This window comes from Chromobacterium sp. CV08, from assembly GCF_051129845.1.
Lineage (GTDB): Bacteria > Pseudomonadota > Gammaproteobacteria > Burkholderiales > Chromobacteriaceae > Chromobacterium.
The window spans coordinates 1,670,663-1,688,304 of sequence record NZ_CP150453.1 but is presented as its reverse complement, the minus strand read 5'-3'; the positions used below and the strand labels follow the sequence as shown (position 1 = coordinate 1,688,304).

Sequence of the window (17,642 nt, the reverse complement as noted above, 5' to 3'; positions counted from 1 at the left end):
CCCAGCTCGTAGACTTTGTCCGGATTGTCATCAAACAAGGAGAAAGCCATGACCTGGACGACCTGGCTGCAATTCGCCGCCGTGTGCCTGCTGGGCGCGATGTCGCCCGGCCCCAGCCTGGCGATGGTATTGCAGCAGACCGCCCGCGGCGGGCGCGGCGGCGGTCTGGCCGCCGCGATGGGACATGCGCTGGGCGTGGGCCTGTACGCGCTGGCCGCCGCCAAAGGACTGGCGATGGTGATGGCGGCGCATCCGCTGCTGTTCAAAATCATATCCTGCCTAGGCGCGGCCTACCTGGTCTGGCTGGGCGTGCAGGGCCTGCGCGCGGCGTCCCGCCCGGCACAGGCCGCCGGCGGCGAAGCCGCGGCCGGCGCGCCGACTTCCGCCTGGCGCGCCGCCCGCACCGGCCTGGCCGTGTCGCTGTCCAATCCGCATCTGGCGGTGATGTTCGTCGCCCTGCTCAGCCAGTTCGTCACCGCCGACATGCCGCTGGGCGGCCAGCTCTTGCTGATCGCCACGGCGATCGGACTGGACTTCGGCTGGTACGCGCTGCTGACCGTGCTGATCTCGCATCCTCCGGTCCTGCGCGGCCTGCACCGCAAGAGCCGATGGATAGACGGCTGCGGCGGCGCGCTGATGCTGCTGTTGGGCCTGCGCATCCTGGTGGTGTGACGCTGCGGGAGAGCGCGATGAAATGGAATCCTCACACTTTCGCCGCATTGGCCGCGCGCCACGGCGGCGAGCTGCTGGAGCATGACGCGCCGCTGCGCTCGGCCCGGGAAGGCGCGGCCCACTTCGGCATCGCGCCGGCGCAGACCGCCCCCACGCTGATCGTGGAAGCGGACGGCGACATCTTCGCCTGCATCCTGTCCGGCGGACGGGACGGCGTGGACTGGGCCAAGCTGGCGCGACTGCTCGGACGCGGCCACGCCCGCCTGGCCGACCGCCGCCGCGTCCGCGACATCACCGGCTGCGACGCCGGCGCGGTGCCGCTGTTGGGCCTGGACCTGCCCTGCGTGATGGACCGCCTGCTGCTGGCCCACGACTTCGTCTACGGCGGCGCCGGCGACCCTCTCAGGACGCTGAAGATCGCCCCTCGCGCGCTGGCGGAACTGAACCACGTGTCCCTCTGGTACGAGTAAGCGCGCAGCCGCCGAGATGCCGGTCGCGCGAATTTGCGATTTCGCTTGCATCCGGCGCGGCGCTGGCGCGAAATGGGCGTTTTACCGCCGACGGATTCGCTCGAATGAAAACCACCCTGCTCTGCCTCGCCCTGCTCACCGCCGCGCCCGCCTTCGCCGATAGCCAAACACTGGTGATGCTGCGCCACGGCGAAAAGCCGGACGGCGGCTACGGCCAGCTCAGCTGCAAGGGGCTGAACCGCTCGCTGGCGCTGATCAAGACGCTGCCGGCCAAATTCGGCAAGGCAGACCGGATCTACGCGCCGTCCACCGCCAGCCAGAAGCGCGATCCGGCCGGCACCTTCAACTACATCCGCCCGCTGGCGACGATAGAACCGACCGCCGTCTCCCAGGGGCTGCCGGTCGACACGACGTTCGACATGCTGGCGATAGACGGTCTGCGGCAACAGCTGCTCAACCCGCTGAGCCACGGCAAGACGATCTACATCGCCTGGGAGCACAAACAGCTGCAGCAGCTGGCCTCCGACATCATGCGCCGCTACGGCGGCAAGAACGGCGCCGACCAGGTGCCGGTCTGGGACAAGAACGATTTCGACAGCCTGTACGTGATCACCGTCGATTACGACAAGGGCCGGCCGGCGGCCAGCTTCCGCGTCGACCGGCAGGGCCTGGACGACCTGCCGGCCGCGTGTCCGGGCGATTAAGCGGCGAAACCTATCAATCGGATGCCTATTGACTTGAAGTTAACTTGAACTTTCATCATCAAGGCTTCTATCGCCACAAGAGCCTTTCTCCGATGCAAGCCCCCGTCAAAAATGAAAGTCTGTTCAGCCAGGGCCGAACCGCCGCCTGCATAGGCGGCATCGCGCTGATCTCGCTGCTGGCCTTCGAAGCCATCGCCGTCGCCGCGGCGATGCCGGCCGTCGCCGCCGCGCTCGGCGGCCTGGATTTCTACGCGATCGCCTTCGGCGGCACGCTGGCCACCTCGGTGGTCGGCATGGCGCTGGGCGGCGAGCTCTGCGATCGCCACGGCGCGTCCCGCTCGGCCTGGCTGGGCCTGGCCGCCTTCATCGCGGGCCTGCTGGCGGCGGGCGCGGCATCCGACATGTACACGCTGGTGCTGGGCCGGCTGCTGCAGGGCCTGGGTTCCGGCCTGCTGGGCGTGGCCATCTACGTGGGCATGTCGCGCGCGGTGCCGTCTGCGCTGCACCCCAAGCTGTTCGCGATGTTCGCCGGCGCCTGGGTGGTGCCGGCACTGGTCGGCCCCGGCATCGCCGCCGGCCTGGTCCACGCCTTCGGCTGGCGCGCGGTGTTCCTGGCTGTGGCGGCGGTGGCCCCGGTGGCCGGCGCGCTGCTGCTGCCGGCATTGAGCCGGCAGGCGGCCCCGGCCGGCGCCGCCGAGCCGATGCGCTGGCGGCGGCTGGGCTGGAGCGTGCTGGCCGCCTGCGGCGCGCTGGCCCTGCATGGCGGCAGCCATCTGCCGCAAGCGCAGCTGATGCCGGCGCTCCTCGCCATCGGTTTCGCCGTCGCCGTCTTCGCGGCGCGCCGCCTGCTGCCGGCCGGCAGCCTGCGCGCCGCCGAGGGCCTGCCGGCGGTGGTGGCGATGCGCGGCCTGATCGCCGCCGCCTTCTTCGCCAGCGAGGCCTTCGTCCCGCTGATCCTGACCACACGCTATCGCTGGAGCCTGGCCGAGGCAGGGCTGGCGCTGACCGCCGGCGCGCTGATGTGGAGCGTCGGCAGCGCCACCCAGGCGCGATTGCGCGCCGAAACGGCCCGCCGCCGCGGGCTCACCGCCGGCTTCGTCGCGATGACAGTCGGCCTGTCCGGCGCGCTGGCCGCGGCCGGCCTGTCTCTGCACCCGGCCTGGGTGGTGGCGGGCTGGGCCTTGAACGGACTGGGCATAGGCCTGAGCTTCCCCATGCTGTCGGTGCTGACGATGAAGCTGTCCAGGCCGGACGAGCAAGGCAGCAACGCATCGGCGTTGCAACTGAGCGACGCGCTGTCCTCCAGCGTCGCGCTGGCCTTGGCCGGCATGCTGATGCACGCGCTGGCCCGACCGGCCGCGCCGCCGGACGCGCAGCCCATCCTCGCGCTGTCGGCGCTGCTGGCGCTGGCCGGCGCCTGGATCAGTCCCCGGGCGTTCCGGCGCGGCTCGGGGCCTCAACAGGATGGCGTCGGCACCGGCGCCTGACGCCATCGACCGCCGGTCTCACAGCGCCCGCGGGTCGATGTCGGCCACGCTGTCGAACACGAAGTCCGGCTGGTAGGGGAAGCGCTCCATCGATTCGCGGCTGGACACGCCGGACAGCACCAGCGCCGTGCACATGCCGGCCTCCAGGCCGCCAACGATGTCGGTGTCCATCCTGTCGCCTATCATCACCGCCTCTTCCGGATGCACGCCCAGCTTGCGGGTGGCCAGCATCATCATCAGTGAATTGGGTTTGCCGACGATGTAGGGCTTGTGGCCGGTGGCGGCCTCTATCGCCGCCAGCAGCGTGCCGGCCGCCGGCTCGTAGCCGCCGCCCTCGATCGGATCGATCATGTCCGGATTGGTGCCGATGAACTTGGCGCCCTGGTCTATGAAGCGCACCGCCTTCTTGATCTGCTCGAAGCTGAAGGTCTGCGACTTGGCGACCACCACGTAATCGGGCCGCGACTCCGAAATGGAGAAACCGACCTTGTACAGCTCGTTGATCAGACCGGCGCCGCCGACCACGTAGGCGGTCGGCATCGCCTTCCTGGTCTGGCTTCTCAGGAACATCGCCGTCGCCATCGCGCTGGTGATGAAGTTGTCTTCGCTGAGACCGCCTATGCCCAGGCCTTCCAGCTTCAGCCTCAGGTCCAGCGGCGTCTGTTCGGCGTTATTGGTCAGAAACAGGAAGGGCGTGCCGGAATCGACCAGGCGCTGGATGAATTCGCGGGCGCCCGGAATCAGCTGCTTGCCGCGGTAGATCACGCCATCCATGTCGGAAATGATGCTTTTGCTCATGCGGAGTATCCAGAATGCGCGTGCCGGTTGCGCGGGCACGGTCGCGGGCCGCGGCATGCCGCCACGCCCCGCAGCAGCATAGCACGGCTCAGACCGCAGCCGGGGCCGTCCAGCCGGCAGGCCATCTGCCGCGTTGTCAGGCCGGGCCTTGCATCTGGCCTGCCGGCCGAGCGGCGATGCTCGCAATAAAGATCGTGAACAGCTTCTCAAGCGGCTTGAACGGGACCGACCCCGGCCTCCGGCGGCTGACCCACCGGTCAGTTCGCCGAACGACGGCCGCGGCGCTCCCCATCGCTACGATAGCCGCCGCCGGCCTGCGTCTCCGGGCCGGAACGCGGGGCCGCGCCGTCGGCGCTCAAACCGCCGCCGGGCAAATCGCACTCGCGGGGCGGCCACCGCAGCGCATATACTCAATCGAGCACCGCGCCTGCGCCCACCGCGATGGCGCCCCAACCCTGATCGTCCGATGCGCCTGTCCAGAATATTCATCATCGCCACCGCCCTCCTGTTCGTGCTGGTCTGCCTGCCGCTGGCATGGATCATCAGCAGCGAATGGTCGCTGTACCGCGCCACCGACGACGGTCTGGAGGCCATACGCATCGCCCGCCTGGCCATGGTGGCGGCGGAACGCGTGGCCTATGAGCGCGGCCCCGCCAACGCTTTGCTGGGCACCGCCCCGGACCAGGACAAGCTGAAGCGGATGAGCCAGGTCAGACGGGACAGCGACGTCGCGCTGCGCACGCTGTTGGCGGCCTTGTCGCCTGGCGCCTCCTCAGACCACCGTCAGGCGAACCAGTCCGCGCAGCAGGCGCGGCGGCAGCTGAACCGGGCCCGAGACGCGGTGGACGCCGCCGCCGCGACGCCGTCGCGCACCACCGCCCGGATGATGGGCGCGGTGCGCCAGATGTTCGACGTGATTCCGCCTCTGCTGGAGGCGGTCACGGCGCTGTCGGCCCACGCCAGCGCCGTCCACCCGCAGTTGGCGAACCCGCTCAGCGGCGCCCGGCTGGCGACCGAACTGCGCGAATACGCCGGCCGGCTGGGCTCCCAGCTGACCGCGGCGCTGGCGCTGGGCCGCCCGTTGACCGCCGACGAGAAACAGGAAGTCGACGTGCTGCGCGGCCGCATCGAACAGCTGCACAGCACCATCAGGCTGCGTCTCAGCGTGCCGGCCACCCCGCCGGCGACCCGTCAGGCGGCCCGCCTGATGGAACAGCGCTATTTCGGCGCCGGCATGGCGCTGGTGGACGCGGTGGTGCGCGCCGGAGAACAGGGCCGCGCCTACCCGGTGGATACCGCCGGCTTCGCCGCCCGCTATGTGCCGACGATGGCCACCATCATCACCCTGCGCGACACCATGCTGTCAGCGGCCGCAACCGAGGCGCTGCAACAGCACCGCGCCGCGCTGCATCACCTGCTGTCCGCGGTCGCCCTGGGCGTGATCGCGCTGCTGGCCCAGCTGGCGCTGTTCTTCTACATACGCCGGCAACTGGTGCAGCCGCTGCTGTCGGCGTCCAGGCTGCTGACCGACATCGCCCAGGGACGGCTGGAGGCCGCGGTGCCGGAACCTCGCCGCGACAATGAGATCGGCGAGGTGCTGCGCGCCATCGCCGCGCTGAGGCGCAGCAGTCTGGAGAAGCGCACGCTGGAACAGGAGCGGCAGCGCTTGATAGACGAGTTGACGGAAATCTCCCGCATAGACTTTCTGACCGGCATCGCCAACCGGCGCGCCTTCACCGAGGCGGCCGAGGCGGAAATCTCCCGCGCCGTGCGCGACGGCGCGCCGGCGGCGCTGATCCTGTTCGACATCGACCACTTCAAGCAGGTCAACGACCGCCACGGCCACGATGTCGGCGACGCGGCGCTGACGCACGTCGCCTCCCTGATCGCGCGTGCCTGCCGGGAGGGCGACCTGGCCGGCCGCTACGGCGGCGAGGAATTCGTGATGCTGACCGGCAGCGGCGGCGAAGCGGCCGGCGCCGTGCTGGCTGAGCGGCTGCGCGCCGGCATCGCCGAATCGCCGCTGCGACTGGCATCCGGCCAGACGCTGGCGCTGACCGCCAGTTTCGGCGTCGCCGCGCTGGACGACACCCACCGCACGCTGCACAGCCTGCTACAGGCGGCCGATCACGCGCTGTACGCCGCCAAGCGGCAGGGACGCAACCAGGTGGTGCGGGCCGGCCAGGAGGAGAACGAAGGCTAGGCCCTCACCGCCGCAGCTCGTCGCCCAGGCGGGCGATCCCGGCGTCTCCGCGCCGGCCACCGCCAGGCTGCCGACGTTCAGGGCCAGCCACGCCACCTGATGGACGGCCGGGCAATCCAAGCGCGGGATTTGGCAAATCTGCGCGCGCCGGCGGCGAGGCGCGCCAAGAAATCCCGTCTCGTCATCGGCATGATTTTCTCCACCAGGAATGATCCTGGCATCCGGAGACGAATCATGCGCAAAACCTCTCTCGCCGCGCTGTGCCTGGCCATAGGCGCGGCGCTGTTGGCGCCGGCCGCTCCCGCCGCGCCCAAACTGTACAAGGCCCCGCACCAGGCTCAGGCCCGGCCGAAGCAGCCATCGGCGCCGCGGCTGTGGCGCCTCCGCCCGCCTAGCGACTTCCAGGCCCGCTACCGGCTGCAGGACGGCCAGGCGCAGATAGGCCGGCCGCTGAAGAAGCTGATCCGCCACGCCGCCACGCCGCAGTGCCAGGACATGAACGCGATGGCCGGCCACAGCGGCGCCGACCTCGCCAACTACCTGGCCACGCTGCCCGACTACACCTGCACCTACGGGCTGTTCTCGCTGGACAAGAAACTGGCGTCCACCATCTACAGCGCCGGCAACCTCAACGCCGTCGCCGGCCGCTTCGCCCAGGAGGCCGCCGGCTACAACGCCTCGTCGATGGCGCTGGTCAATCTGACGCTATACCTGCGCGCCGGCTACTACCTGGCCAGCAGCGGCACGCTGCCGGCGCTGGACGCCAATCTGCAGACCGTGCTGCGCCCCGGCATCAAGCAATTGGCGGACGGAACGGCGCTGTTCGCCGCCAACGCCCAGGCGCCGACCACCGCGGGCGAGGTGATGACCCTGATCACCAATATGGCGGACGAGGCCTACTACCTGCCGTCGATGCGCGCCATCGTCCAGCGCTACACCAATACCGCGGCCAGCCCGAACGCGGCGCAGGCCTTGCGCGAGACGACGGCCAGCCAGGGCTTCACCGGCGCGCTGACCGTGTTCTTCTACGCCCACGGCCGCGCCAACGCCGCGCCGCTGCTGCAGAACGACGGCAGCTACTCCGCCGCGCTGACCCAGTTCGTCCAGGCCGACAAGGCCGGCTTGCTGGGCACCGAGACCGCCTTCCAGCTCGGCGACGCCACCCGCGAGGGCCTGCGCTTCATGCAGTACCCTGCGCTGAAGCCGGCGATCAAGCCGCAGGCCAAGGCCATCCTGGCCGGCAGCAGCATGACCGGCGCCGACAACGAGCTGTGGCTGGCGGCGGCGGAAGCCGTGAAGTATTACGACAACGCCAGCTGCGCCGAGTACGGCACCTGCAACTTCGAAACCCGGCTCGCCGACGCCATCCTGGTCAACCGCTACACCTGCAGCCCCACCATTCATATCCGTGCCCAGGAAATGAGCACCGAGCAGATGCAGTCCTCCTGCGCGCTGCTGCAGAACGAGGAATCCTACTTCCACCAGATGCTGCAGACGCGCAAACAGCCGGTGGCCAACGACAACAACACCTCGCTGGAAGTGGTGGTGTTCGACGACTACAACAATTATTCCAAGTACGCAGGCGTGATCTACGGCATCTCCACCGACAACGGCGGCATGTATCTGGAAGGCAATCCGGCCGATCCGAACAACCAGGCCCGCTTCATCGCCCACGAGGCCTCCTGGCTGCGCCCGGTGTTCAAGGTATGGAACCTGGAGCATGAATACATCCATTACCTGGACGGCCGCTTCGACATGTACGGCGACTTCGCCGCCGCCACCCAGCAGCCGACGGTGTGGTGGATAGAGGGTCTGGCCGAATACCTGTCGCTGCGCAACGACAACCAGACCGCCATCGACGTCGCCAAGACCGGCAACTACAAGCTGAGCCAGATCTTCGGCAACACCTACGACATGCCGGACTACGTCACCCGCGCCTACCGCTGGGGCTATATGGCCACCCGCTTCATGTTCGAGCGCCACCGCGCCGACGTGGACGCCATGCTGCCGCTGTTCCGCAAGGGAGACTATGCGGGCGGCTACATGGGCATGATGCGGCAGATCGGCAGCCGCTACGACGCGGAGTTCGCCAACTGGGCGCAGAGCGCCACCACCGCCGGCCAGCCGCCGCTGCCGCCGGCCTCCGGTCTGCCTGCCTGCAACGAGGGTTATCCGAACCGCCTGGGCAAGAATTGCTCGATCACGGGCTTGTCCTCGTCCGGCGCCTACTACGCCGCGATCTGGATGCCGGCCGGCGCGCGCAATCTGAAGCTGTGGACCGGCGGCGGCAGCGGCGACGTCGATCTCTACGTGGCGATGGACCGCTACCCGAGCAGCGCCAGCTACGACTATTCGTCGGCCAGTGCCGGCAACGAGGAGTCGGTGACCGTCGCCGCGCCGCAGGCCGGCCACTGGTACTACCTGACGCTGCAGGCCAGGCAGCCGTACGCCAATGTGACGCTCAGCGCCAGCTACGACTAGCCGAAACGTCCGGCGCGACCGCCGAACGCCGTCGCGCCCTTGCCAAAAACATCGGCATGGTCCATGTTGTTTTCAACAAATGACAATGTAATAAATCAGTCAATTTGATGAACAATCAAAGGACCCGCGCCATGTTGACGCAGCTGCTGCAACCCCACATCGTCAGCGACCTGTCCGCCGCGCGGGCGATGGCGGCCTTGTTCGATCATCTTCCGGACGTGGTGTTCGCGGTCAAGGACACGGACGGCCGCTACCTGGCGATCAGCGAGGGCTGCGTGCGCCGCTGCGCGCTGCGCAACCGCCTGCAGGCCGAAGGACGCACCGCGCACGAGCTGTTTCCCGGCGCGATGGCCGACCGCTACCGCCAGCAGGACCAGACGCTGTTCGCCGAGCGGCGGCCGTTGCGCGACCGGCTGGACCTGACCGTCTACCCGGATGGCGCGCCCGGCTGGTGCCTGACCGGAAAGCAGGCGCTGCACGATACCGACGGACGGCTGCTGGGCCTGGTCTGCATCTCGCGCGACCTCGCCGAGCTGACCCGAGAAAGACTGCTGGACGCGCGCTTCGCCGCCTGCGTGGACCACATACAGGCGCACTACCACAGGCCGCTGCGGCTGGAGGAGCTATGCGATCTGTCCGGCCTCAGCACGGGCCAGCTGGACAGGAGGATGAAGCGGGTGTTCAGCCAGAGCGTCGGCGACTTCATCCGCCGCACCCGGATGGAGGCCGCCAGCCACGCCATCCTGCATAGCCGCCGCCCGCTGGCCGACATCGCCGCCGGCTGCGGCTTTTCCGACCAGAGCGCGCTGACCCGGCTATGCAGGCAGATGCTGGGGCTGAGCCCGCGTCAGTTGCGGATGCAGGTCCACGCGCCCTGTCCGGCCGCCGCGCGGGGCTAGAAGCGGATGCGCAATCGGCGCCCGCCTCAGCGCGCCGGCTTTTCCGCGCGCTCGAAACCGGCCGACATCAGCAGGCCGGTGTAGGCGTAGTCGGCGATATTGCCGAAGGCGAACTCCACCGTCTGCCGGTCCGGCCAGGCGTTCTTCGACACCGACTGCAGCAGCCGGCAGGCGTCGGCCATGATGGCGTCCGCCGGGCTGTCGACGCTCCCCTGCTGCCGCGCCCGCTTCAAATCCTGCATCAGGCAATAGACCGAGGTGGCGTCGGCCAGGCCGATGGCCGACAGCGAGAAGGCGGCGTCGCCCAGATGCCGCCGGACGATGGCCTGTCCGACCAGCCGCAGGACGAACTTGAACGACAGGCCGGTATTGACCGCCAGCAACACCGGATCGATGCCGAGCAGCTGATCTATCGACGACACGCCCTCGGCCTCAAGCTGGGCGGCGACGGCGGTGGTGACGCCGTCCAGCTTCACCAGCTGGTCCGGCTGCTCGGCCTCGCCGGTATTCAGCTTGGCGTTCACCAGCCGCCGCAGCATCTTGATGATGGTGTCTATCGGCAAGGCCCCCAGCGCGAAGGCCACGCTGACCGCCGCATCCTTCGGCAGTACCTGCGTGAGGGCATAGGCGATAGGCACCGCCAGCGCCATCCGCAGCGCGTACCAGTACACGTCCGCGACGTTCAGACAGCGCTTGCGCACATTGTTGACCGTGTCGCCGACGACGAACATATAGGCGCCGCACATCGCGCTGATCTGCAGATCGAAATGGACGAACTGCGACAGATAGCCGGACAGCAGATTCCCGCCCGGCAACACCTGCCGCAACGGCACCAGCACGATGTAATTGCTCTCGAAGAACACCACCGCCAGCAACAGCAGCAGCGGCGGCACGAAAGCGTAGCGGCCGTACTGCTCGCTGTAGATGGTGCGGAACAGGCAGGCCGCGCGCTCGCGCTGCGGCTCGGCGGCAGGCTGGCCCCAGGACTCCAGCGCGCCGGCCGCCTCGGCGCGGCGGTGCCGGAAATGCCAAAGGTATTTGGACAGCGCCTCGCCCCACAGCTGGTTGCGGAACTCGTCGTAGCGCGTCCACCAGCCATGATCGACGAAGCGCAAGTACGGCGTCGCCGCCAGCAGCACCGCGAACAGCGTCACGCCGCCGGCGATGGCCCCCAGCAGAAACGGCAGCTTCAGGCCTACCGCCAGACCGTAGGAGCCCAACGCGCAGCAGCCGGCGATGGCCGCTCCCATCCACCATCCGATCACCGGATTGCCCTTGCCGCCGGCGGCGGCGGGCGCCTCGCGGTCCGCCACCATGTAGCCGTCGTCCAGTACCGGACTGTTTCCGGGATTCGCCATCGCGTTCTCCATAGCGTACCGATGCGGCGCGTCAATTGGCGAACCACTCTTTCACACTAGCGGCGAATTCGGCGCGGCGAGCCGCACAAAATACTTATAAGTATTTTCAACGACAGGATTGTTCGGAAAAAGGAAGCCGCCGGCGGGCCGACGCCGACAGGCCCGCGCCGCCATCGGATGAACGCCAGCGGCCGCGCCGCGTGACGCGCCTGCGGACAGCGACGCCGCCGCCCTCAGCCGGCGCGGTAGATGTCGGGCCGGTGCAGCTCCATATAGCGCTCCGGATGCTCCAGCGCGGCGAAGCCGAACGGCAGGTAGACGCCGTGGGCGTTCGAGGTGACCAGCACGATGCGCCTGAGCCTGCCCAGCGCCGGCTCCTCGGCCACGCGCTCCATCAGCCGGCGCGCGTAGCCGCGGCCCCGGCATTCCGGCACCACGAACACGTCGCACAGATAGCCGAAGGTCGCCATATCGGTGACGACCCGTGCGAATCCGACCTGGCGTCCGCCCAGATAGGCGCCGAAACACAGCGAGCCGGCTATCGCCCGCTCCACCGTGTCGCGCGAAATGCCCTTGGCCCAGGCGGCGTGGTCGTGCAGAAAGGCGTGGATCAGGCCGATGTCCAGCAGGCTCTTGTCGGTGGAGAGGCTCAGCGTGTCTTCGTTCATCGTCGGGCGGGTCCCTTGGCTCTCAGGTCGGCACGCGGCGGCTTCGGCAGCAGCGCCGCCAGTTTTCCGGCATAGGTGTTGACGGCCAGCGCCGTCACGATCAGCAGCGAAGCCGCGATGCTGAGCGTGTCGTAACGCTCGTTCAGGATGAAGTAGCCGCCCAGCAGGCCGAACACCGGACTCAGCAGCGAGAACGGCGCCACCAGCGTGGCCGGATACAAGGTCAGCAGCTTGCCCCAGCTGCCCAGCGCGAACAGCGTGCCGACCAGCGCCAGGAACAGCAGCGCCGCCAGCGCCGTCAGGGAGAAGTGCGTCAGCGCGTTCCACGCCGCCGCCGGCCCGCCCTCCAGCGCGAACGACAGCAGCAGCAACGGCAGCGGCGGCACCACGCTCATCCACACGGTGAAGGCGAACATGTCCACCTTGCCGGCGCGCTTCAGCTCGATATTGCCCCAGGCGAAGCCGGCGGTGCCCAGCAGCGCCAGCAGCAGCGGCCACAAGGGCAAGGCGTCCTGATAGCGGGCGTAGCCCAATAGCAGCACGCCGGCCAGCGCCAGCGCCATCACCGCCTTCTGCAGGACGCTGCGCGTCTCGCCCAGCACCAGGCTGGCCAGCAACAGCGTGACGAAGACCTGCACCTGGGCCAGCACCGACACGATGCCGGCCGGCATGCCCAGATGGATGGCGGAAAACAGCCCGGCGAACTGGATCACGCCCAGGCACAGGCCGGCGCGCAGATACAAGCGCCAAGGCAGCGGCGGCGGCGGAAACAGCAGCGCCCCCGCCGCGAACACCACGACGAAGCGCAGCGCCGCCAGCAACAGCGGCGGACACTGGGTCAGGCCTATCTTGACCACGATGAAGCTCAGGCCCCAGATCGCGGCCACCAGGATGGCCAGCAACACGTGTCGTATCTTCATGCCGTCGTCGCCTCCGTTTGCAGCGCCGCCAATGCGCGCCGGTATGCCTGCACGAAAAAGTCCAGCTCGTCGGCGCCCGCCGTCAGCGGCGGCAGCAGCCTCAACGCGTCCGCGTCGTGGGCCGCCGGCGCCGTCAACACGCCCTGTTCAAGCAATTGCAGCCACAGCGCGCCGGCGGCCTGTTCGCCATACAGCCGATGCGCCTGCGGCGTCGCGCGCAGCGCCAGCATCAGGCCCGTTCCCTCCAGCGCGAACGGTCCGGGCGGCAGCATCCGGCGCAGCGCCTCGCCCTGCGCGGCGGCCCGCGCCGGCGCGTCCATCTCGCCGAGCAGCCGCAGCATCGCCAGCCCGCATTGCAGCGCCAGCCGGTTGCCGCCGAAGGTGGAGCCGTGGATCTTGGCGCAGCCGGGCCGGCCGAACACCGCCTGGTGGACGGCGTCTCGGCACAGCAGCGCCGACACCGGCAGCATGCCGCCGCTGAGCCCCTTGGCCAGCACCAGCATGTCCGGCGGCGGCGCGCCCAGCGCCTGGTAGGCGAACCATGCGCCGCAGCGCCCGAGGCCGGACTGGACCTCGTCGTACACCAGCCAGGCGCCGTGGCGACGGCACAGCGCCGACAGCGCCGCCAGGCGGTCGCCGCGCCAGGCGCGCGCGCCGGCCGTGCCCTGCACCGGCTCCAGCAGCACCGCCGCCACGTCGCCGGCCTCCAGTTGCGCGGCCACCGGCTCCAGCTCGCCCCAGGGCAGCCTCAGGCAGGCGGGATCGTCGGCCAGGCCCAGGCGCCAGAATTCGGCGCCGGCCAACTGGGTGGCGGTCTGGGTCAGCCCGTGGAAACCGCCGTCGAAGGCGATCAGCCGCGTCTTGCCGCCGGCCATGCGCGCCAGCTTCAGCGCGCCCTCGACCGCCTCGGCGCCGCCGCTGGCGAACACGGCCTTGCCGTCGGCGAAGCCGGCCAGCGCCAGCAGCCGCTCGGCCAGCAGGCCGGCGTGCCTGGACAGGCCCAGCGGATGCAGATTCGGTTCCGGCTCGCCGAGCGCCCCGGCCAGCGCGGCCAGCAGCGGCGGCGGATTGTGGCCCAGCGCCGCCGCGCCGTAGCCGCAGACGAAGTCCAGCATGCGCCGGCCGTCGGCGAAGCGCAGCCAGCAGCCGTCGGCCGCCACCGGCTGCTCGTCCAGTCCGCACAGGCCCAAGACCTGGCGCCAGGCCGGGTTGACGCAGCGGTCGTAGCGCTCCTCGTCCTCAGACATGGCCGGCCGGATAGCTGTCCAGCGCGCAGATCCGCAGCTCGGTCTGCGCGCCGTAGAAATCGGCCACCTGGTCCATCGCCCGCACGTTCAGCTCCAGCAGATAGGACAGATTGGCCAGCGCCCGCTGCTGGGCGTGCGGCGTCAGCACCGATATCTCGCGGAAGAACAGCCGCGACAACGCGGCGTGGTTCAGCTCGACGTTCAGATCGTCATGCCGCTTGGCCACCCGGCGGTATTCGGCGCGGTCCTCGACCAGCGCCTCCAGCCGCGCATGCACCGGATTGTCCATGCCCGGCATGCCCTCGGTGACCATGATGGAGCCGAGATAGCCTATCGGATCGTAGCGGCCCAGCACGGTGAAGGCGTCGACATAGGCCTGGAACAGCGGCAGCGGCAGCGCCTGGTCCAGCCAGGCGGCCTGCACGCCCAGCGCCTCGCAGGTGGCGCGCTCGAAGGCCTCGTGCCCCAGTTCCTCCTGGAAATAGCGGTAGACGCGCTGCTTCAGCGGCGTGCGCAGCCGCTTGGTCATCAACGGCGCGATGATTTCGACGAAGCGCTGGGTGACATGGTACTGCTCGATGAACAGGCCCTGCACCACCGGACCGAATCCGGCGCCGTCGGCGTTGACCCGGCCGACGTAGCGCGACTCGCCCAGCTCGGCCAGCCCCGCCAGCGCGAACTGTTCGGCGCGGCGCATGAAATTGACGCCGCTATCCGGCTCCGCCACCAGCGTCGGACGCTTCAGACGCCGCCGCGCCTCGGGACGCGCGGCCTGCAGCAGCAAGTCCACCAGGCACAGCAGATAGGCCTCGACCTGGGCCGGGCAATAAAAGCCCAGGCTGTCCGGCCGCGCCAGCCGCGGCGATTCGGCGGCGCGGCGGCCCAGGCCGGCGTAGCCGGCCTCGTCGGCGAAATCCTGCAGCACCCGCCGCCACAGCGGCAGCAGTTGCGGCAGATTGTCGGCCAGATAGATCTTTTGCAGATAGAAGGTTTGCAGCGCGAAATTGCCGGCCCACTGCGGCGCGGCGACGTCGTCCACCGTGAAGGCGTCGGCCTGCGGCGCCGGCTCGTCCAGCAGCTTCTGCATCGCCAGCACGATGGAAGCGTGCCCTTCGCGGTCGGCGGCGGTCGCGGCCAGCAGCTTGTCGACGCAGCGGCGGACCAGGCTCTCCAGCTCCAGCCGCCGCAGCTCCAAAGCCGAGCCGTCAGCCGGCGCGTCGCGGATCAGCGACAGCTCGTCCAGCTGCCGCGCCAGCGACAGCTGCCACGGCTGGGCCGATCCCTCGTGGATGTCGAACCAGATTTCGGCGCCGGGATTGGCCATCGCCAAGACGCTGTCCAGCACGTGGCCGCCGTCCACGCCGCTGAAATTGATCTCGTACTCGTTCTCGTCGGCCGCCAGCACCACGGTCTGGCCGTCCTGCGCCAGGTGGGCGTGGAACGGCACCAGATGCGGCGAACGGTAGTGGCTGATGCCCCAGGCTTCCATGTCCGGCCTCCTCTCACAGGTGCAGCCGCGGAATCAAGGCGTCTTCGCGGCTGTAGTAGTCGACGATTTCCTCGTCCTGCAGCGCCATGGTCTCCATCATCAGCACCAGGTTCTTTTCCACCACCAGCTGTTCCTCTCGGCCGATGGCGCTGATGTCCTCCAGCAGCTCGCCGCTGATGTCATCGTGGCCCATCGCATCGTTGATGTGGGCGTGGCGCAGCAGCGGCTCCCAGAACGCCTTCGACAGGCCCTGGGCCTCGCAACAGCGCACCAGCGCCTGGTTGAACTGTTCGCCCGGCATCTCGAACAGGAAGAGCACGCTCTTGAACGACAGCAGATGCTGGCGGGCGAACACGCCCAGCGCCGAGCACAGCGAGAAGGTCGACGGCAGCGGCAGCAGATGGTCCAGCCCGTCCACCTCCATGTCGACGCTGGCCAGGCTCTCGGCCAGCATCAGGTCGTGGTCGAGCTCCGACATCAGGAAACGCTGCAGCGAACGCTGGTTCTGCCGGCTGTCGGCATGGGACAGCGCCGACGCGATCAGCCCGGGCGCGGCGCGCACCAGGCAGTAGTATTCCAGCGCGTAGCCGATCAGCACATTGCGCGGCGCGGCGCAGTCGCTGAGCAGGCCGAACAGCCGCGAACGGGAGCTCTTGCGCAGCGTCCGTTGCGCAAGATTGCGCAGGCGGGCGTTGAATTCCCGGCCCGACACGGCGTCGGCCGGCAGCTCGAAACCGGCTTCGGTGACCAGGCCCAGCCTGTCCAGCTCTTCCAGCAGGCCCGGCAGGCTGGCCGCCATCGACGGATGCGCGGCGCTCAGTTCGACTACGCTGGCCGGCGCGCTCTGCAGATCGCGCAGCAGCGCCAGCAATTCGCGCCGGCCGGCGTCGGACACGTCCAGATCGCAGGACTGCTCGCGGTACAGCAGCGCGATGCCGTCCCGCTGCTCCTCGATCTCCACGCCGGGCCGCAGCGCGGGGCGGCGGAACAGGTCTTGGGTGGCTGGGGCATGCATGTCGTCCCTCCTCGCTCAATAGTTCTCGATGCGCCTCAGCAGCGGACCGTCGCCGGAATAATGGCGCCATACCGCGCTGTAGAAGGCGTCGTACAATTCGACGAACAGATGGGTCTGCGCGCGCAGCCTGCGGACGGTTTCCAGATCCACCACGTCGATCTGCGAGAAGATCTGCCGGGTCAGGCTGCCATGCTCGCCCTTCAGATTGATGTCGGAATGCGCCTTGACCGGCTTCAGGAAAGCCTCGTCGACGCCGAGCCGGTAGGCCGCGTCCAGGAAGGAATCCTGCCGGATGTCCTTGCCTTCCAGAATGCCCAGCGTGGTGAAGAAGAACAGCGGGTCGTTGTGCGACCAGTAGGCCAGCGCGTTGCACAGCGCCATCGTCTGCGGCAGCGGCACCGTGTGCGCCAGGTCCTCGCGGCTGACGCCTATGCGGTTCAGCGCCTGCAGCAGCAATTCGTCGTGGCCGTACTCCTCGGCGAAGAAGGCGTTCATCGCCAGCCTCACCCGGGTGTTGGGCACGTAGGACAGCACCGGCGCGTCGAAATAGCTTTCGCGGAACAGGAAGTGGTAGTTCTCTATCACCATGCCGTGGAACACCCGTTCCGGAATGTCGCCGGGTCCGGCGGCGTTCTGGCATCGCACCCAGAATTCGTTGCGGTACAGCGTCCGGTACAGCAGCTGGTTCGACAGGTCCTCGATCTCCAGCAGCGTCTGCATGCCGGTCTGCCCTTCGGCCGGCGCCAGCGGGCGGATCACGCCGTAGTTCTCCAGGCTGGCCAGCAGGCGGCGCACGCTTTCGGACGATTGCCGCGGCAGGGCGTTCTCCACCTCAGGCTGGGTGCAGCCGGCGGCCAGCCGCCGCACCAGCTCCGCCACTTCGGCCTCGGTGGCCTGGCCGGCGGAAAGCTCCAACTCCTCCTCGCCGGCGGTCCTCACCACCAGCGGCTGATTCGAAATCACGTCTCCGTTCAGGCAATAGCGCAGCTGCTCGTGCTGGGGCATCGCACATCCTCCTCGCAAGTCGCGCCGGCCGCCGGAAATCCCGGCGGCTCGGCCCCGGCTCAGTCAGGGCACTCCGCCGCGAACGGCGGTCCCTGCCAGGTCGGCTTACAGGTGAACCGGTACCAGGACCGGACGCGGGTTACGGGGCTTGACCACCACAACCGCTTCTTGCACGCTGGCTTGCATTTGCCACTCCTTTCGCTCGCAAAAAAAGAAACGGCGCCTT

Annotated in this window: 15 protein-coding genes; 7 read left to right on the top strand and 8 right to left on the bottom strand. The window is 68.9% G+C overall.

The features are described from left to right. Positions 1 to 48: 48 nt before the first annotated feature. The 4 genes from WNM05_RS08100 to WNM05_RS08085 all read left to right on the top strand — a co-directional run bounded on the left by WNM05_RS08100 (position 49) and on the right by WNM05_RS08085 (position 3,333). A complete protein-coding gene (locus tag WNM05_RS08100; protein WP_434634030.1) occupies positions 49 to 672 on the top strand; it encodes a LysE family translocator in 624 nt (207 codons plus the stop codon). A gap of 17 nt (positions 673 to 689) precedes the next feature. After that, positions 690 to 1,142, top strand: coding sequence for an aminoacyl-tRNA deacylase (locus WNM05_RS08095; protein WP_434634028.1), 453 nt, complete (start codon positions 690 to 692; stop codon positions 1,140 to 1,142). 104 nt (positions 1,143 to 1,246) lie between these two features. Continuing rightward, positions 1,247 to 1,846, top strand: coding sequence for a hypothetical protein (locus tag WNM05_RS08090; protein ID WP_434634027.1), 600 nt, complete (start codon positions 1,247 to 1,249; stop codon positions 1,844 to 1,846). Between the two features lie 92 nt (positions 1,847 to 1,938). Continuing rightward, positions 1,939 to 3,333 carry an MFS transporter gene (locus WNM05_RS08085; protein WP_434634026.1) on the top strand — a complete coding sequence of 465 codons (1,395 nt, stop codon included), beginning with the start codon at positions 1,939 to 1,941 and terminating at the stop codon, positions 3,331 to 3,333. Between the two features lie 18 nt (positions 3,334 to 3,351). Here the strand turns inward: WNM05_RS08085 and WNM05_RS08080 are convergent, their stop codons facing one another. Then, the gene (locus tag WNM05_RS08080; protein ID WP_434634025.1) at positions 3,352 to 4,131 is read right to left on the bottom strand and encodes an HAD-IIA family hydrolase; all 780 of its coding nucleotides are present in this window, start codon (positions 4,129 to 4,131) and stop codon (positions 3,352 to 3,354) included. Positions 4,132 to 4,597: 466 nt separating this feature from the next. Here WNM05_RS08080 and WNM05_RS08075 point away from each other — a divergent pair, with 466 nt between their 5' ends. The 3 genes from WNM05_RS08075 to WNM05_RS08065 all read left to right on the top strand — a co-directional run bounded on the left by WNM05_RS08075 (position 4,598) and on the right by WNM05_RS08065 (position 9,714). Further along, positions 4,598 to 6,334, top strand: coding sequence for a diguanylate cyclase (locus WNM05_RS08075; protein WP_434634024.1), 1,737 nt, complete (start codon positions 4,598 to 4,600; stop codon positions 6,332 to 6,334). Between the two features lie 234 nt (positions 6,335 to 6,568). Then, entirely contained in the window at positions 6,569 to 8,815 is a 2,247-nt protein-coding gene (locus tag WNM05_RS08070) for a collagenase (protein WP_434634023.1), read from the top strand. Positions 8,816 to 8,946: 131 nt separating this feature from the next. After that, positions 8,947 to 9,714, top strand: coding sequence for a helix-turn-helix domain-containing protein (locus WNM05_RS08065; protein WP_434634022.1), 768 nt, complete (start codon positions 8,947 to 8,949; stop codon positions 9,712 to 9,714). A gap of 26 nt (positions 9,715 to 9,740) precedes the next feature. Here WNM05_RS08065 and WNM05_RS08060 read toward each other — a convergent pair whose 3' ends face one another. The 7 genes from WNM05_RS08060 to WNM05_RS08030 form a co-directional block, all read right to left on the bottom strand. Further along, on the bottom strand, positions 9,741 to 11,072 hold the full coding sequence (locus tag WNM05_RS08060; RefSeq protein ID WP_434634021.1) for a hypothetical protein: 1,332 nt from the start codon (positions 11,070 to 11,072) through the stop codon (positions 9,741 to 9,743). A 233-nt stretch (positions 11,073 to 11,305) separates the two neighbouring features. Next, complete coding sequence (locus WNM05_RS08055; protein WP_434634019.1) at positions 11,306 to 11,740, bottom strand: GNAT family N-acetyltransferase; 435 nt, start codon at positions 11,738 to 11,740, stop codon at positions 11,306 to 11,308. Continuing rightward, on the bottom strand, positions 11,737 to 12,660 hold the full coding sequence (locus WNM05_RS08050; RefSeq protein ID WP_434634017.1) for an EamA family transporter: 924 nt from the start codon (positions 12,658 to 12,660) through the stop codon (positions 11,737 to 11,739). The genes WNM05_RS08055 and WNM05_RS08050 overlap by 4 nt, the downstream gene beginning before the upstream one ends. Then, on the bottom strand, positions 12,657 to 13,907 hold the full coding sequence (locus WNM05_RS08045; RefSeq protein ID WP_434634015.1) for an aspartate aminotransferase family protein: 1,251 nt from the start codon (positions 13,905 to 13,907) through the stop codon (positions 12,657 to 12,659). Before WNM05_RS08045 ends, WNM05_RS08050 begins: the two co-directional genes overlap by 4 nt. After that, entirely contained in the window at positions 13,900 to 15,396 is a 1,497-nt protein-coding gene (locus WNM05_RS08040; protein WP_434634013.1) for a hypothetical protein, read from the bottom strand. The genes WNM05_RS08045 and WNM05_RS08040 overlap by 8 nt, the downstream gene beginning before the upstream one ends. 13 nt (positions 15,397 to 15,409) lie before the next feature. After that, on the bottom strand, positions 15,410 to 16,411 hold the full coding sequence (locus WNM05_RS08035; protein WP_434634012.1) for a hypothetical protein: 1,002 nt from the start codon (positions 16,409 to 16,411) through the stop codon (positions 15,410 to 15,412). A 15-nt stretch (positions 16,412 to 16,426) separates the two neighbouring features. Beyond that, on the bottom strand, positions 16,427 to 17,416 hold the full coding sequence (locus WNM05_RS08030; RefSeq protein WP_434634010.1) for an iron-containing redox enzyme family protein: 990 nt from the start codon (positions 17,414 to 17,416) through the stop codon (positions 16,427 to 16,429). Positions 17,417 to 17,642: the final 226 nt, after the last annotated feature.

Excerpts from the sequence above, each read along its gene's own strand:
- WNM05_RS08100 (WP_434634030.1), top strand. The coding sequence starts at position 49 with ATGACCTGGACGACCTGGCTGCAATTCGCCGCCGTGTGCCTGCTGGGC.
- WNM05_RS08095 (WP_434634028.1), top strand. The coding sequence starts at position 690 with ATGAAATGGAATCCTCACACTTTCGCCGCATTGGCCGCGCGCCACGGC.
- WNM05_RS08090 (WP_434634027.1), top strand. The coding sequence starts at position 1,247 with ATGAAAACCACCCTGCTCTGCCTCGCCCTGCTCACCGCCGCGCCCGCC.
- WNM05_RS08085 (WP_434634026.1), top strand. The coding sequence starts at position 1,939 with ATGCAAGCCCCCGTCAAAAATGAAAGTCTGTTCAGCCAGGGCCGAACC.
- WNM05_RS08080 (WP_434634025.1), bottom strand. The coding sequence starts at position 4,131 with ATGAGCAAAAGCATCATTTCCGACATGGATGGCGTGATCTACCGCGGC.
- WNM05_RS08075 (WP_434634024.1), top strand. The coding sequence starts at position 4,598 with ATGCGCCTGTCCAGAATATTCATCATCGCCACCGCCCTCCTGTTCGTG.
- WNM05_RS08070 (WP_434634023.1), top strand. The coding sequence starts at position 6,569 with ATGCGCAAAACCTCTCTCGCCGCGCTGTGCCTGGCCATAGGCGCGGCG.
- WNM05_RS08065 (WP_434634022.1), top strand. The coding sequence starts at position 8,947 with ATGTTGACGCAGCTGCTGCAACCCCACATCGTCAGCGACCTGTCCGCC.
- WNM05_RS08060 (WP_434634021.1), bottom strand. The coding sequence starts at position 11,072 with ATGGCGAATCCCGGAAACAGTCCGGTACTGGACGACGGCTACATGGTG.
- WNM05_RS08055 (WP_434634019.1), bottom strand. The coding sequence starts at position 11,740 with ATGAACGAAGACACGCTGAGCCTCTCCACCGACAAGAGCCTGCTGGAC.
- WNM05_RS08050 (WP_434634017.1), bottom strand. The coding sequence starts at position 12,660 with ATGAAGATACGACACGTGTTGCTGGCCATCCTGGTGGCCGCGATCTGG.
- WNM05_RS08045 (WP_434634015.1), bottom strand. The coding sequence starts at position 13,907 with ATGTCTGAGGACGAGGAGCGCTACGACCGCTGCGTCAACCCGGCCTGG.
- WNM05_RS08040 (WP_434634013.1), bottom strand. The coding sequence starts at position 15,396 with ATGGAAGCCTGGGGCATCAGCCACTACCGTTCGCCGCATCTGGTGCCG.
- WNM05_RS08035 (WP_434634012.1), bottom strand. The coding sequence starts at position 16,411 with ATGCATGCCCCAGCCACCCAAGACCTGTTCCGCCGCCCCGCGCTGCGG.
- WNM05_RS08030 (WP_434634010.1), bottom strand. The coding sequence starts at position 17,416 with ATGCCCCAGCACGAGCAGCTGCGCTATTGCCTGAACGGAGACGTGATT.